The organism is Winogradskya consettensis, assembly GCF_018332715.1.
Classification (GTDB): domain Bacteria; phylum Actinomycetota; class Actinomycetes; order Mycobacteriales; family Micromonosporaceae; genus Actinoplanes; species Actinoplanes consettensis.
Genome location: NZ_BOQP01000027.1, coordinates 119,970 through 133,296, shown reverse-complemented (window position 1 = coordinate 133,296; position 13,327 = coordinate 119,970). Strand labels below are relative to the sequence as shown.

17 protein-coding genes are annotated in these 13,327 nt (G+C 70.7%); 11 read left to right on the top strand and 6 right to left on the bottom strand.

Going from position 1 to position 13,327, the window contains the following annotated elements:
* Window positions 1-55: 55 nt before the first annotated feature.
* Window positions 56-697: a DedA family protein gene (locus Aco04nite_RS24530; protein WP_212999605.1), complete on the bottom strand. Its 642-nt coding sequence runs from the start codon at window positions 695-697 to the stop codon at window positions 56-58.
* The gene (mptB, locus tag Aco04nite_RS24525; RefSeq protein ID WP_212999604.1) at window positions 694-2,208 is read right to left on the bottom strand and encodes a polyprenol phosphomannose-dependent alpha 1,6 mannosyltransferase MptB; all 1,515 of its coding nucleotides are present in this window, start codon (window positions 2,206-2,208) and stop codon (window positions 694-696) included. Before mptB ends, Aco04nite_RS24530 begins: the two co-directional genes overlap by 4 nt.
* Window positions 2,209-2,396: 188 nt before the next feature.
* On the opposite strand from mptB, the gene Aco04nite_RS24520 reads away from it, so the two are divergent.
* Genes Aco04nite_RS24520 through Aco04nite_RS24490 form a run of 7 tightly spaced genes read left to right on the top strand, consistent with a single transcriptional unit; the run spans window position 2,397 to window position 7,850 of the window.
* The gene (locus Aco04nite_RS24520; RefSeq protein ID WP_212999603.1) at window positions 2,397-3,395 is read left to right on the top strand and encodes a sensor histidine kinase; all 999 of its coding nucleotides are present in this window, start codon (window positions 2,397-2,399) and stop codon (window positions 3,393-3,395) included.
* Window positions 3,392-4,090 carry a response regulator gene (locus tag Aco04nite_RS24515; protein WP_212999602.1) on the top strand — a complete coding sequence of 233 codons (699 nt, stop codon included), beginning with the start codon at window positions 3,392-3,394 and terminating at the stop codon, window positions 4,088-4,090. Before Aco04nite_RS24520 ends, Aco04nite_RS24515 begins: the two co-directional genes overlap by 4 nt.
* Window positions 4,091-4,136: 46 nt before the next feature.
* Entirely contained in the window at window positions 4,137-4,706 is a 570-nt protein-coding gene (locus Aco04nite_RS24510) for an RNA polymerase sigma factor (protein ID WP_244876257.1), read from the top strand.
* A 17-nt stretch (window positions 4,707-4,723) separates the two neighbouring features.
* Complete coding sequence (locus Aco04nite_RS24505) at window positions 4,724-5,548, top strand: zf-HC2 domain-containing protein (protein WP_212999601.1); 825 nt, start codon at window positions 4,724-4,726, stop codon at window positions 5,546-5,548.
* Window positions 5,545-6,405, top strand: coding sequence for an ATP-binding cassette domain-containing protein (locus Aco04nite_RS24500; protein WP_212999600.1), 861 nt, complete (start codon window positions 5,545-5,547; stop codon window positions 6,403-6,405). Before Aco04nite_RS24505 ends, Aco04nite_RS24500 begins: the two co-directional genes overlap by 4 nt.
* On the top strand, window positions 6,402-7,214 hold the full coding sequence (locus Aco04nite_RS24495) for a hypothetical protein (RefSeq protein ID WP_212999599.1): 813 nt from the start codon (window positions 6,402-6,404) through the stop codon (window positions 7,212-7,214). The genes Aco04nite_RS24500 and Aco04nite_RS24495 overlap by 4 nt, the downstream gene beginning before the upstream one ends.
* Before the next feature lie 6 nt (window positions 7,215-7,220).
* Window positions 7,221-7,850: a hypothetical protein gene (locus tag Aco04nite_RS24490; protein ID WP_212999598.1), complete on the top strand. Its 630-nt coding sequence runs from the start codon at window positions 7,221-7,223 to the stop codon at window positions 7,848-7,850.
* A gap of 37 nt (window positions 7,851-7,887) precedes the next feature.
* On the opposite strand, the gene Aco04nite_RS24485 is transcribed toward Aco04nite_RS24490, so the two are convergent.
* Complete coding sequence (locus Aco04nite_RS24485) at window positions 7,888-8,460, bottom strand: DUF4760 domain-containing protein (RefSeq protein WP_212999597.1); 573 nt, start codon at window positions 8,458-8,460, stop codon at window positions 7,888-7,890.
* A 102-nt stretch (window positions 8,461-8,562) separates the two neighbouring features.
* On the opposite strand from Aco04nite_RS24485, the gene Aco04nite_RS24480 reads away from it, so the two are divergent.
* Window positions 8,563-8,952, top strand: a complete 390-nt coding sequence (locus Aco04nite_RS24480) for an ATP-binding protein (protein WP_212999596.1) — start codon at window positions 8,563-8,565, stop codon at window positions 8,950-8,952.
* Here the strand turns inward: Aco04nite_RS24480 and Aco04nite_RS24475 are convergent.
* The 3 genes from Aco04nite_RS24475 to pdxR all read right to left on the bottom strand — a co-directional run bounded on the left by Aco04nite_RS24475 (window position 8,936) and on the right by pdxR (window position 11,268).
* Complete coding sequence (locus tag Aco04nite_RS24475; RefSeq protein ID WP_212999595.1) at window positions 8,936-9,397, bottom strand: DUF8821 family protein; 462 nt, start codon at window positions 9,395-9,397, stop codon at window positions 8,936-8,938. The two genes, Aco04nite_RS24480 and Aco04nite_RS24475, sit on opposite strands and share 17 nt — an antisense overlap.
* A 110-nt stretch (window positions 9,398-9,507) precedes the next feature.
* Window positions 9,508-9,855, bottom strand: a complete 348-nt coding sequence (locus Aco04nite_RS24470) for a hypothetical protein (RefSeq protein WP_203840073.1) — start codon at window positions 9,853-9,855, stop codon at window positions 9,508-9,510.
* A 30-nt stretch (window positions 9,856-9,885) separates the two neighbouring features.
* Entirely contained in the window at window positions 9,886-11,268 is a 1,383-nt protein-coding gene (gene pdxR, locus Aco04nite_RS24465; RefSeq protein ID WP_244876256.1) for a MocR-like pyridoxine biosynthesis transcription factor PdxR, read from the bottom strand.
* A 68-nt stretch (window positions 11,269-11,336) separates the two neighbouring features.
* On the opposite strand from pdxR, the gene Aco04nite_RS24460 reads away from it, so the two are divergent.
* The 3 genes from Aco04nite_RS24460 to Aco04nite_RS24450 are packed head-to-tail and all read left to right on the top strand — an operon-like array spanning window position 11,337 to window position 13,269.
* Window positions 11,337-11,798 carry a carboxymuconolactone decarboxylase family protein gene (locus Aco04nite_RS24460; protein ID WP_212999593.1) on the top strand — a complete coding sequence of 154 codons (462 nt, stop codon included), beginning with the start codon at window positions 11,337-11,339 and terminating at the stop codon, window positions 11,796-11,798.
* Window positions 11,795-12,532 carry an isocitrate lyase/PEP mutase family protein gene (locus Aco04nite_RS24455; RefSeq protein ID WP_244876255.1) on the top strand — a complete coding sequence of 246 codons (738 nt, stop codon included), beginning with the start codon at window positions 11,795-11,797 and terminating at the stop codon, window positions 12,530-12,532. The genes Aco04nite_RS24460 and Aco04nite_RS24455 overlap by 4 nt, the downstream gene beginning before the upstream one ends.
* The gene (locus tag Aco04nite_RS24450) at window positions 12,529-13,269 is read left to right on the top strand and encodes a GNAT family N-acetyltransferase (RefSeq protein WP_212999592.1); all 741 of its coding nucleotides are present in this window, start codon (window positions 12,529-12,531) and stop codon (window positions 13,267-13,269) included. The genes Aco04nite_RS24455 and Aco04nite_RS24450 overlap by 4 nt, the downstream gene beginning before the upstream one ends.
* The last annotated feature ends 58 nt before the right edge of the window (window positions 13,270-13,327 follow it).

Genomic DNA, 13,327 nt, shown 5'->3' with positions numbered 1-13,327 from the left:
GGGGCGTGTCGCGGTGTCCACTGCCGTGGCACGCCCCCGATCCGCGGCGGCGAGATCAGGATGCTGGGCGGCATGACCGGGGCCGGGTGGCACAGCTGATCTCGCTCACAGCGCGCCGTGCGGCGGTGCGACGGCGGATCAGTTCGATGACGCCTCCCAGGACGAAGGACAGGCCGAGGCCTGCCGCGAGGCCGACCAGCGGATTCTCGAGGAACACCGCGCCGCCCGCGAACCCCAGCCCCGCGGTGTAGGCAGCCCAGGCCAGCGCGGCGATCGCCGAGGCGGGGCTGAACCGCGACAGCGGCAGTCGGGCCGTGCCGGACGCCAGATTCATGGCCACCCGTCCACCCGGCAGAAAGCGTGACATCACGATGAGCAGGGCGGGCCGGCGGTCGAGTTGCCGGTGCGCCGACGCGACGGCCCGGCTGACGTGCCGGGAGCGGTTGATCAGCCGGGCGCCGAGGACACTGCGGCTGAGGCCGTACGCGAGGTGATCTCCCAGGAAGACGCCGAGAGCCGTGGCCACGACGACCAGCGCCAGACTCGGCGTGCCGGCGTGGGCGAAGTCGCCGGCCGCCAGCACCACCGCCTCGGACGGGACCATCGGGACCACGCCGTCCAGGCTGGTCAGCGCCGCCAGCAGCGGGTAGAGCAACGACGACGTCATCAGCGGGACCGCGAGACCCATGAGGTTCATCGGGCCGCCACCACGGTGGAGCCGACCGTCGCCGGAATCTCTGCCGGCCGACGTGTCACGGGGAGGAGACAACGCCGGCGTACGGCGGGGATCGCGACCGTCGCTGCCAGCACCGTGATCGCGATGAGGTATCCCACGACCAGGTGCGGCGCCGCTGCCGCCAAAGGTGGCGTCACCAGGGCCACCACCGCGCTGATGACGATCATGACGACGCGCGCCCGGTGCCGGCGCGTGGTCGCGGCCAGCGGCAGCAGTGCCCAGAGCAGGTACCAGGGCTGCACGACCGGCGCGCACAGCAGCATGGCGGCGAAGATGAGGCCCAGCGACCGCAGGGCGCTGATCCTGCCGCGGTAGACGCTCAGCAGCAGCCGGAGCGCCAGGAGCAGGAAGACCGCCAGACCGGCGATGTTGAGGACGGTGACCACGGTCGCCGTGTCCTCGCCGCCCGACGCCAGGCCGATCAGCAGACCGGTGCCGGTGGTGGGCGACATCCAGCTGTAGACGGTCGTACTGCTGTGCATGGCGCTGATCCAGCCGAATCCGCCGATGCTGGAGAACACGGTCATGCCCGCCGCGGCGCCGAGCAATACGAACAGGGCCGTACGGACCGGGCGGCCGTGGCGGCGCGCCAGCTCAGCCGCCACACAGCAGATCGCCACGACCGCCACCACCTTGATGCACGCCGCGATGGTCAACAGCGTCATTCCGGCCGCGAACCGGCTCCATCCACCGCGCGGCACGAGGGAGGTGCCGCCTCGCCCGTCGCGGTCCAGGGCGCTGAGCGCCAGTTCCATGCCGACGAGCATCGTGCCGATCATCAGGGCGTCGTTGTGCGCACCCGCTACCAGATGCCACAGCACGAGTGGGTTGAGCAGCCCGAGCCACAGGGCGGACACCGGTGACACACCGCCGCGCCGTGCGAGCCGTGGCAGCGCCCAGCCGATGAGGAACACACCTGCCAGTGCGATCAGGCGATAGAACAACACGCTCCACAGGAGATTGTCCCCGGCGATCTCGGCCACGGCGCGCGACACCGTCAGCCAGACCGGTCCGTACGGTGCCGGTGTGTCGACCCAGTAGTGGCTGACGTGCTGGGTCACCGCCGAGTCCGGGCCGAGTGCCTGCGCGGGCCCGAGCGTGTACGGGTCGAGTCCTCTCGCCGCCGTCAACCCCTGCGCGAGATAGCTCCACAGATCGCCGCTGAACAGCGGGCGCGCCACGGTGAGGGGCAGCGCCCAGATCACCGCCAGCCGATACATGTCCGGCACCCTCATGATGTGCACCCGGCGGTGCAGAGCCAGCCACACCAGGACCAGCATGCCCACAGCAATGAGACTCAGGGCGACGCCATAGGACGGCGGGATGAAACCGGACGTGACAATCGCGAGCAATGCGGCGGCCGCGAATCCGGTCACCGCGAATCCGGTGGTCGCGAATCCAGTGACCGTCGAATTGCGCCGGCCGGCGACCCGATCGTGGGCGCGGAAGGCCCTTTCGCCAATTGTGGCCATGGAGGGGATTTCCTTTCAAGGGTCGCCGGAGAGGCCGTGCGACGTCGTTTTTCCTGACCCAAGGCTGACGGGACAGGGGCATCACGCGCATTGGCCCGCGGACCACAAAACCGGGGTCGGCAGGTAGCCTCCGGGCTTACGCCCAGGAGCTGATGTGCGGCTCCAGCAGTGCGGATAGACTCGGCTGCATGCCCACCGACCGAGTACGAGGACGCACCGGCGTGCGGCTGACCGTGCTCGCGGTGATGGTGGTCGGCCTGGTCTTCGTCATGCTGATCAAGCCCTCTTCGAACCTCGTCATACCGCTGATGGTCGCCACCGACGTCATGGTGGGATTCGTCGCTGCCGCCGAGCCGCCGCGCCGGGCTCTACCGGCCGCGGCCCTGACCGTCGCCGTGCAGGCTCTGGCGACTGCCGACGGATCGTTGCTCGACGCTTCCCTGGTGGCCATTGTCGAGATCCTCGCGATCGCCACTGCCTGGTTGATCGGCAATACCGTCCGGCAACGCCGCATTTACGCGACCATTCGACGCGAGCAGGCTGAAACCGAAGCGGTGCAGGCGGAACGCCTGCGGATCGCCCGCGAACTGCACGACATGATCGCGCACAGCTTCGGAGTGATCTCGGTCCAGGCGGGGATGGGACGCCGCGTTTTCGACACCCAGCCCGACCAGGCCCGCAACGCTCTGGCGACCATCGAGGAGACCAGCCGGGAAACCGCGGGCGCGCTGCGCCGCCTGCTGGGCACCCTGCGCAGCTCCGACACCGGATCCGGCCCGGAACTGCGAGAACCGGTCCCGGGCCTGGCTGACCTCGACGCACTGGCGGCTCGGGCCGCGGATGCCGGCGTTCAGGTCACCCTGCGCCGGGACGGCGACCGCGCGCCGCTCGCACCCGACATCGATCTGGCCGCGTACAGGATCATTCAGGAATCGATCACCAACGTCATCCGGCACGCCGGCACCGACCGCTGCGACGTCGTCGTCCGGCACCGCACCGGCGAACTGACGGTCGAGATCATCGATGCGGGCCGCGGGGGCCCACCCCAGTTCGGCTATGGCCTGTCCGGCATGAGGGAACGGGTCAGCCTGCTCGGTGGTGAGTTCGAGGCCGGTCCGCGTACGGGTGGTGGCTTCCGGATCCTGGCACGGCTCCCCCTCCCCGTGTCAGCGCCCCCGATCACATGACCATCCGCGTGCTACTGGCCGACGACCAGCCGCTGATCCGCAGTGGACTGGGGATCCTCATCGACAGCGCCGCCGACATGGGCGTCGTCGCCGAGGCCGGCACCGGTGCGGAGGCGGTCCGGCTCGCGCAGGAACATCAGCCGGACGTCATCGTCATGGACATCCGCATGCCTGTCATGGACGGCATCGAAGCGACCCGTCACGTCGTCACCGGCTCGGCGCCCAGCCGCGTCCTGATCCTCAGCACCTTCGACGACGACGAGTCCGTCTACGCGGCGCTCCGCGCAGGCGCCAGCGGTTTCCTGGTCAAGGACATGGCGCTGGACGACATCCTCAACGCCATCCGCGTGGTCGCCGCGGGAGACGCACTGCTCGCTCCCAGCGTCACCCGGCGCCTGATCGATCACTTCGCCGATCGCTCCTCGAGCCCCGGTCCCGCCCCGGCCAGCCGATCCTCCGGCAACCTCACCTCCTCCGGCAACCTCACCTCCTCCGCCAACCTCACCGACCGGGAACGGCAGGTGCTGACCCTGGTCGGCCGCGGCCGCTCCAACGCCGAAATCGCCGCCGACCTCTTCATCAGCCCGGCCACCGCCAAGGCCCACGTGGCCCGGCTGCTCGCGAAACTCGAGTCCCGCGACCGCATCCAGCTGGTGATCGTCGCCTACGAGATGGGCCTCGTCGCGCCCGGCTGACGCCCGGCCGTGAACCTTTTGTGGTTCGCACCGCGATAGTCCTTGTGTGAGGCGGAGAAGACAGCCACCGGCCGCTCCGGTGACCGAGCAGTCCAGCGATGCTCAGCTGCTGCGCGCGGTGGCGGCCGAGGACATGGGCGCGCTGCGCCTGTTGTACCTGCGCCATGCCCCCTGGATACGGCTGCGGCTGGCGCGCCGGTGTGCCGACGCCGATGTGGTCGAAGCCGCCGTGCAGGACACCTTCGTTGCTGTCTGGCACGACGCTCGCAACTACCGGGAGGGCGGCGGTGAGGCGGCCGGCTGGCTGTGGACCATCGCGATCCGGCGCCTGGTCAGCACACTGCGCAGGCCAGGACACCGCTGGGTGAGCGGCGTCGCCGGAGGGGACCCCGAAACCGTGCCGTCGGCCGAGGATCTCGTTCTGCTGCGGATCGAACACGGGGATCTCGGCGCTGCCCTCGACCGCTTGTCCCCGGAGCTGCGGGCGATCATCCAGGCCACAGCACTGGACGGCCTGACGGTGCGGGAGGCCGCGTTGCTCCTGGGCGTCGCCGAGGGCACGGCGAAGACCCGGCTGATGAGGGCCCGGGCCCGGCTGCGGGAGCTGCTGGCATGACTTCGCGAGGAGAGAGCATGACCTGGCACGTTGACGCCGAGTTGCTGCAGGCGTACGAGCGCGGTTCGCTCACCCCGAGCAGGGTGATGGCCGTCGACGCGCACGTGCAGGCGTGTGCTGCGTGCCGGGCGGCCGTTCCCGCGGATACCGCCTGGCTCGACCGCACCTGGCTGGCGGTCGCCGACACGGTCGTCACCGGCCGGCCGGGGCGTGCGGAGTGGCTTCTGCGCCGGGTGGGCCTGCCTGAGCACCGTGTCCGGTTGCTCGCGGCGACACCGGCCCTGCGCTGGTCCTACCTCGCGGCGACGGCGGCGGTGCTGGCTCTCGCGGTGGCCACCGCGTACACCGGTCAGAGCGCCGCGCGTACCACTCTGGTGCTGTTCCTCGTCTTCGCGCCGGTGCTGCCCGTGCTCGCGGTCGCCACCGCGTACGGCCCGCCCGCCGATTCGATGCACGAGATCACGTCGGCCACGCCGATGGCTGGTCCCTCGCTGGTCCTGTGGCGAGCCACGGCCGTCGTCGGCCCGGCCATGGGAATGGAGATGATCGCCGCGGTGGCGTCGCCCGGGCCGGGCTGGTGGGCGGTCGCCTGGCTCCTGCCGGCGTTCCTGCTCTGTGTCGGCACGCTGGCCCTGGCGACCGTGCTGCCGCTGGCCAGGGCGGCCGGTCTGCTCGGCGGCACGTGGTTGCTCGTCGCCCTCGCCGCAGGCTCTTCCGCACCGCTGGTTCAGGGTGTCCTCTTCGGCCCGGCCGCCCAGGTCGGCTACCTGGTGGCTGTCATCGCGGCCATCGCTGTCCTGACGCTACGGCGTCGCCATCTCAATCCGGGAGAGAGCCGATGACTACCGTACGCGTGGGCGAGCTACGTAAGCGCTTCGGCGCCACTGTTGCGCTCGACGGCCTCGACCTGGAGATCGGTGTGGGAGTCACCGGCCTGCTCGGTCCCAACGGCGCCGGCAAGACGACCCTGCTGCGGTGCCTGGCGACGGTGCTGGCACCGGACCACGGCCGGATCGAGGCGTACGGGCTCGACCCCGCCGACTCGCGCCAGCGAACCGCGTTGCGCCGCCGGCTCGGCTATCTGCCGCAGAGCCCGGGGCTGTATCCGAACTTCTCCGCGGCAGCACTGCTCGGCTACGTCGCTGTGCTCAAGGAGATCGTCGATCCGCGACAGCGCCGGACCGAGGTCCACCGGGCGCTGGAGGAGGTCGGCCTGTCTGATCGCGCGAATGTCAAGGTTCGCAAACTCTCCGGCGGCATGCGGCAGCGCCTCGGCGTGGCACAGGCGTTGCTCGGGCACCCCGATCTGATCATCCTGGACGAGCCGACGGTCGGGCTCGACCCCGAACAGCGCATGTTCTTCCGTACGTTGATCTCGCGGCTGGGTGAGACCCGCACGGTCCTGCTCTCGACCCACCAGACCGAGGACGCCGGAGCCCTCTGCGAACGAGTGGTGGTCCTGCGGGAAGGTCGCGCTGTCTTCGACGGTGCGCCACGAGCGCTGGCGCAGCTCGCCGAGGGCCAGGTGTGGAGGTCCGCCGGCCCGCCGGAGGGCAGGACGATGTATTGGCGCACGGCGGAGGGCGACTACCGGACGCTCGGCCCGCAGCCGCCGGACGGTGTCGCGGTTCCGCCCTCCATCGAGGACGGCTACCTCAAGCTGCTCGGGCCGGCGCCGGCGGCAGGGACGATCCGATGACTGCCGCTCCCGTGTCGTCCCGGACGGCGACGCGCGTGCTCGCGTCGACGGAAGCCCGGCTGCTGTCTCACATGCCGGCGTTGTGGGCGGGGTTCGTCCTGGCCGTGGCACTCTGCGCTGTCTGGAACGGTGGTGCGAGTCCCACCTGGGAGACCTTCGCCGCCAACTCAGGCAGGGCGTCCCTGGTCCTGGCCGGCTTTCTCCTTCTCATCGGGCATCTCGCGACATCGCGCGACCATCGGAACGGCGCCGCCGAGTTCACCGGCACGCTTCCCGCATCGCCCCGGCGCAGGGCGGTCGCCCTGTTCGCGTTCCTTCCCGTCGCCGCCGCGGCGGGCCTGCTGGCGGAGGGCGTCGAGCTTCTGATCCTGGTCCCGTCGCGGCTGTCCGGCAGCTTCGACCCCTGGCTCGTCGCCGAACCGGTGGTGGTGCCCATGGCCGGTGCCGCCCTGGGTATCGCCGCGGGGCTCTGGCGGCCCTCCGCCCCGGTCGGTCCCCTGACCCTCTTCGCCGCGGCGGCCGTGCTCGCAACGCTGCCGATCCTCGGATCGGGCCCGGGAGACCTGCCGTGGCTGCTCTTCCCGATCGTCATGGACCGGTCGGCGGCCCCGGACGCCACCGGCTGGCACGTGCTCTACCTGGTCGCTTTGCTGACCGTTGTCATCGGCGCGGCACTTGCCCGGCACTGGCGCCTCTGGGCGACCATCGTCGTGACAATTGCCCTCATCGTTGCGGTGGTCGCCGTGCGACGCCAGCAGATGGCGCAACCCGCCACCGACCGGATCGCAGCCATGTCACACCTGGGCTGACCCGCCATGTATCTGCGAATCCGCCAGGTCGCGCTGCTCACCGTTCCGGTGACGCGGACGGTCCCCTGGTCTCCCACAGCAACAGCCGTCGCATTGTCACTGCTGGCCTGCCTTCCCGCCGTCGCCGGAGCGGCGGCGCCGGCAAGCCAGGTGTGGGCGTTGCGTATTGCCGCGTTCCTCCTCGGTGCGGGAGCGTCCTTCGCGCTCATCGAGCCGTTCGCGCCCGTGGCGGCGACACCGACACCTCGCTGGCTGCGGCAGTGGCTGAGAACCGTCGTCGCCCTCACACCAGTGATCGCGGTGTGGCTGGTGTTGTTCTCGCTGGCCGCCTGCAGTCTCCCCGCGGACGGCCTGCCGTTCGCGGATCTGGCCGCCGAGGCTTCCGTGTGCGGGCTGACCGGTGTGGCCGGCGCCGCCGTGGCAGCGCGAAGAGCCAACTCGCTGACCGGCGCCCTGGCCGGCCCCGCAGCACAGGGCACCCTCGTCGCTGCATCGCTGTTCCTGTCCGGAGACCACTCGCCCTGGCTCCTACCAGCGGCAGCCGGGCCGGCGGCGATCGACTCCTGGTGGACTGCCGCAGTGCCCATCCCGCTTCTGATCGTGAGTCTGGCCAACCTGGAGCACCGGCCGGCATGACGGCGCGGCAGCACGTCTACGGTCCGCGGCGTCGAGGTCATCCACCGTCGGAGGGTGCGGGGGGCTTGCGTCTCGGCCGCGGGAGGACTCGGCCGGTTGTGATGGTGTAGCGGTGCAGGCCCAGCTTCGCGTGGATGACCTGGGGTGGTGTGCGGGTGGCGCGGAAGGCCAGATCCTCGAGGTAGATCCACAGGTTGCCGCTGCGTTTGCGACGTTCGGCCAGCACGAAGGGTTCGACCGCCTCCCAGATCCGCCGGGCCTGGATGCCGTTGGAGCCGATGACCAGCTCTTCCCGGACGATCCCGTGGGCGACCAGTTTGCCCAAGTCGTCGTAGAGGCCGGCCACCATCCGGATGTGCGACCGCGCCGCCAGCGGGAGATCGGAGTACGGCGTGTCCTGGTCGAAGTCCCGGTTCAGGTCGTCGAACAGGAACTGCTGGGCGTCGAAGAACTCCTGCGTCCGGAATTGGCTGAAGACGCCGAGGACCACGGGGAGGGCGTACCCGTCGACTGCCGTTCTTATCTGCCGGAAAGCCATGAGACCGGAAACGGTCAGCGAGATGAGGGAGATCGCGATGGTGACGACGGTGATCACCGTCTTGGCATCCACGCATCCAGGCTAATCGATGATCTGACCCGCCGCCGACCGAGCGCCTGTTTAGCGGCCACGCCCGGGGGAAGTCAGACCGGCATGCGGGAGGGTGGCAACACGGTGGAACTTCTGCGGCACCAGTTCCGTCACGGCGCGCCCGCGCTGCCGTTGCGGCACAGTGCCCGGAGCGCTCTGCAACCCGCCGCAGGTCAGGAACCCGACGCGGAGTGGATCGACGACGTCATGATCGTCATCAGCGAGCTGGTCCAGAACGTCAGTCAGCACACCCGCAGCCACGGCGAGCTCATCGTCAGCATCCAGCCCGGAACCGTCCTGGTCGAGGTGGGCGACAGCAGCACCACCGTCCCGCTCACCCCACACCCCGGCCCGCTCCGGGCCGGCGGTCGAGGACTGCGGCTGGTCGATGCGATCTCCCAGCAGTGGGGTGTCCGCACCTGCCCGGAGGGCAAAGTCGTCTGGGCGCGGCTACCTGTCAGTGCTCGTTCTTGATGACGAAGTAGGAACCGCGGATGGTCCCGGCCAGTTTCGACTTCTGCCGGGCGAACTTGAACGACGCAAGCTCCGACGGGACGTCCATCCCGTCGGACAGCTTGAACCCGACAGCCCGCTTCCCGCCGTCGTCGAGGCCGTACATCACGTTGATCGACAGGCCGCTCTCGTAGAAGACGTACGCCATCCGGATATTCTCGACCTCGAACCCGGTCGCCTCCAGCGGCCGCGACGAGATCTCGATGTCGCGCTCCTGCTCGAGGATGGAAGTCACCCACTCGACGGTCGGCACGGCGTCCTCGGCCGGTTCGACCGTGAACACGTGGCCGTACTTGTTCTTGAAGTAACGAGCCTCGTTCGCCCGCAGCCCGGCGAGCGCGTCCGCCACCGGCGACGACTCCAGCCCCACGGTCGACACGGTGACAAAATCCACGACATACGACATGACCGACTCCCCCGCCACAGGTCCGCTCCCCTTCTCGGAACGAGTCACCCCTGCTCAACGGATTGTGCGCGCCCACCCCGCCGACCTGGACGTGGGCGCGCCGACGGGGCTCAGCTCAACGTGGCGCAGACGTCCTTGGCGATGCGGTAGCCGCCGGAGACGGTGAGATGCCCGTCGGCGCTGATGTCGATCCGCCAGGCGACGCCGGTGAGGTCGTAGAGCCCGCGGGGCAGGTTACCGTTGCCCTCCCGGAACCGGACCAGCAGCGGGCCGCTCAGCAGCCAGGTCTGTGAACCGTCGTCGTGGTGAGTGATCAGCCCGCTCGAGCTCGCGTCGGCCCTGGTCGCCTCGCCGGTGGACACGTTGGTGACCCGGTAGACCAGCGGCCCGGCGGCGGCCTCCGTGCGGGGCGTACCGTCCGGCTTGGTGGTCAGGGTCTTGAAGTAGACCGCGTCCACCAGGGAAAATCTACTGTGGACGAAGATCCGTCACATCGGCGGAACGGCCGGAGCCGCACCCCCCACCACGAGCGTCCTGGCCAGCACGTCGAGGGCAGCGAGGTAGCCGGCCTGGCGCGGGGTGGCGTACCCCAGAACGAGACCTTGCATGCCCGTGGTGGCCGGGGTGTGCCGATGAGGGCCGAGGGTGGTGAGGGCGAGCCCGTCGGCGGCGGCGCGGGTGGCGATCTCGTCCTCGCTGGGCCCGTCGCCGGGGAGTTGGAGCAGGGCGTGCAGGCCGGCGGCGATGCCGAGCAGGTGGTGACGGCTGCCGATCCGGTCGGCGAGCAGGTCGCGGCGGCGGCGGTAGGCCAGCCGGCGGGTGCGGATGTGGCGGTCGTACGTGTGGGTGGTGATCAGGTCCGCGAGGGCGAGTTGCCCGATGCTCTCGGTGTGCAGGTCGCTGAGCCGTTTGGCGTGGCTGACCGGTTCGACGAGAGGGCCGGGCAGCACCATCCAGGCGAGCCGCAGACCCGGGCCGAGGCTCTTGGCGGCCGTGCCGATGTAGGCGACCTGCCCGGGCGCCATGCCCTGCAGGGTGCCGACCGGCTGCCGGTCGTAGCGGAACTCACCGTCGTAGTCGTCCTCGATCAGCAGTCCGCCGTGGTCCCGGGCCCAGGCGACGGCGGCGTGGCGACGGGCCGGCTGCAGTGTCACGCCGATCGGGTACTGGTGTGCCGGGGTCAGGACCGCGGCCCGGACGGCGCCGGTGAGCAGGTCGGTGCGGGCGCCGTCGCTGTCCACCGGAAGAGCGACGACGTCGGCGCCGGCATGCCGGACGATCTCGCGGTGGAACGGCAGGCAGGGATCCTCCATCGCGATCGCGCCGCCGATGACACCGGACAGCAGCGAGAGTGCCTGGACATAGCCGGAGCAGATGACGATGTGGTCCGGATCGGCGAGCACGCCGCGGGTGCGCCCGAGGTACGTCGCCAGGGCGGTGCGCAGCTCGGGGCGGCCCTGCGGGTCGCCGTAGTCGTAGACCGAGGCCGGCGCCCGGGAGAGCGCCCGCCGGGTGGCCCGGATCCACGCCTCGACCGGGAACGTCGTCACGTCGGGGCTGCCGGGCCGCAGGTCCAAGCGGGGCGCGGGCAGCGCTGCGGGCCGTGCAACCGGGACGGGCGGGGCGGCCTGCGCGGCGACGGTGGTGCCCGAACCCGGACGCGCGGCAAGGTAGCCCTCCGCGATCAACTGCTCGTAGGCAGCGGCGACGGTGTTGCGGGCGAGGCTCAGCTCGGCGGCCAGCGCCCGGGTCGACGGCAGCCGCGCTCCCGGAGCGAGCCGCCCGGACCGGATGGCGTCGCGCAGTGCCTGCTCCACCCGGGAACGCCGGTTCCCGCCGGCGCCGAGGTCGAGGTGGAGATCGACACCCAAATTGGCCCAATAATCTGACACGAGAGTGGACCTTAGCAAGGATCCAATCTGCGCCCTACGGTCGTCTCATGTCCCTCGTGATCAAGGAAATCCCGATCCGCGTCGCCGTCGGCGACCTCGCCCCGCACATCGACAAAGCCATGAACGCTCTCGACGCCGCGGCGCGGGACACCCGGCTGGAGGCCGGGCTGCTGGAGCTCGTCCGGACCCGCGCCTCGCAGATCAACGGCTGCGTCTACTGCGTCGACACCCACACCCGGGACGCGACCGGGGGCGGCGACGACCCGCGCCGGTTGTTCGCGTTGCCCGTCTGGCGGGAGGCACCGTTCTTCACCGCCCGCGAGCGGGCCGCCCTGGAACTCACCGAGGCGATGACCCGGCTCAGCGAGGCCCCGGTCGGCGACGACACGATCGCCCGGGCGGCCGCGCAGTTCACCGACGTGGAACTGGCCGAGCTCATCTGGTCGATCACCGTCATCAACGCGTGGAACATGCTCGGCGCCACCGCCCGCCCCTGGCCCCTTTCGTGACGAAGGTCGCCGAGCTGCGGGACCTGCACCGGCCGGGTGTTCCGCTGGTTCTGCCCAACGCCTGGGACGCCCGGTCGGCGCGGCTCGTCGCGGCGGCCGGGTTGCCCGCGGTCGCCACCAGCAGCGCCGCGGTGGCCGGCAGCCTCGGCTACCGGGACGGGGAGGACACCCCGCCCGGCGAGATGTTCGCCGCGACGGCTCGCATCGTCGCGGCGGTCGACGTGCCTGTGACGGCCGATGTGGAGCGCGGCTACGGGCTGGCCCCCGTGGAGCTGGTCGAGCGTCTCATCGCCACCGGTGCCGCGGGGTGCAATCTGGAGGACTCCGATCCGCGTACGGGCACCTTGCTCGACGCGGACCGTCAGTCGAGCTTTCTGGCGGATGTGCGCGCTGCCGCCCGTACCTCGGGTGCCGATCTTGTGATCAATGCCCGCATCGACACCTACCTCGCCGGGACCGGTGAGCCCGCGGCCCGCCTGGCCGAGACCATCCGGCGAGCGCGCCGCTACCACGAGGCCGGAGCCGACTGTGTGTATCCGATCCTGATGAACGACGAGCGGGACATCACCGACCTGATCGCGGCCATCGACGTACCGGTCAACATCCTCGCCGGCCGCAGCCGCACGGTGGCGGAGCTGGCCCGGCTCGGCGTCGCCCGCGTCAGTTTCGGCCCGTCCCTCTACGACGCCACCGGCGCGCACCTCGCCGAGCTGATCGGCGCGATCGAAAGGTGACCATGCCCCTGTCCCCCGCCGAGGCCGCACGGCGCCAGGCCCGCAACTCCGCCGCGTTCTGGACGGCGACCGGCCTGGCCCGCGGCCACCCGCTGATCCATCGCCCGGGCTTCCTCGCCGTCGCCGGCGACCAGCGCGCGGGCCTGCGCATCCTGATCCAGGAACCGGTCCTCGGCGCACCGGAACTGGCCGAGATCGCCACCCTGACCCGCGAGGCCCCGGGCCCTGTCAATGCCGAGGACCCGTTCAGCGCCACCGATCTCGGCCACCTCGGCCTGCGCAACTGGCAGATGCCGATCATGCTGCGCACCCCCGGCGCCACCCCCACCCCAGCAATGCCGATCATCCGTGTACGCGACGAGCCCGCTCTGCACGCCGCCGAACGTGTCGTGCTCGACGGTTTCGACCTGACGCGATTCGAGCCGTACCGCGCCGGCGAATTCTTCCCGATGCCGCTGCTCGGCCGGCCGGGCGTGGACGTGTTCCTGGCATACCTCGACGGCACCCCCGCCGGAGCCTGCGTCACCGTGACAGCGGACGGCTTCGGCAGCCACTACTGGGTCGCCACCCCCGCCGCCCACCGCTCGCGTGGCGTGGGCCGCGCGATCATGCTCGGCTCCCTGGCCCCACTGGCACACCTGCCGGTCACGCTCACCGCTTCCCGGCTGGGCCGTCCCCTGTACGAGTCGCTGGGCTTCACCGCCACGACCTCATCCACCTGGTGGTCCTCCCGCTGACAGCGTGGTGGCGTCGTTGACAGGTCGAAGGCTCTCACCACGCATGGGTGCGACCCAT

Coding starts and splice junctions, on each gene's coding strand:
- Aco04nite_RS24530 (WP_212999605.1), bottom strand. CDS start 697: ATGAACCTCATGGGTCTCGCGGTCCCGCTGATGACGTCGTCGTTGCTC.
- mptB (WP_212999604.1), bottom strand. CDS start 2,208: ATGGCCACAATTGGCGAAAGGGCCTTCCGCGCCCACGATCGGGTCGCC.
- Aco04nite_RS24520 (WP_212999603.1), top strand. CDS start 2,397: ATGCCCACCGACCGAGTACGAGGACGCACCGGCGTGCGGCTGACCGTG.
- Aco04nite_RS24515 (WP_212999602.1), top strand. CDS start 3,392: ATGACCATCCGCGTGCTACTGGCCGACGACCAGCCGCTGATCCGCAGT.
- Aco04nite_RS24505 (WP_212999601.1), top strand. CDS start 4,724: ATGACCTGGCACGTTGACGCCGAGTTGCTGCAGGCGTACGAGCGCGGT.
- Aco04nite_RS24500 (WP_212999600.1), top strand. CDS start 5,545: ATGACTACCGTACGCGTGGGCGAGCTACGTAAGCGCTTCGGCGCCACT.
- Aco04nite_RS24495 (WP_212999599.1), top strand. CDS start 6,402: ATGACTGCCGCTCCCGTGTCGTCCCGGACGGCGACGCGCGTGCTCGCG.
- Aco04nite_RS24490 (WP_212999598.1), top strand. CDS start 7,221: ATGTATCTGCGAATCCGCCAGGTCGCGCTGCTCACCGTTCCGGTGACG.
- Aco04nite_RS24475 (WP_212999595.1), bottom strand. CDS start 9,397: ATGTCGTATGTCGTGGATTTTGTCACCGTGTCGACCGTGGGGCTGGAG.
- Aco04nite_RS24460 (WP_212999593.1), top strand. CDS start 11,337: ATGTCCCTCGTGATCAAGGAAATCCCGATCCGCGTCGCCGTCGGCGAC.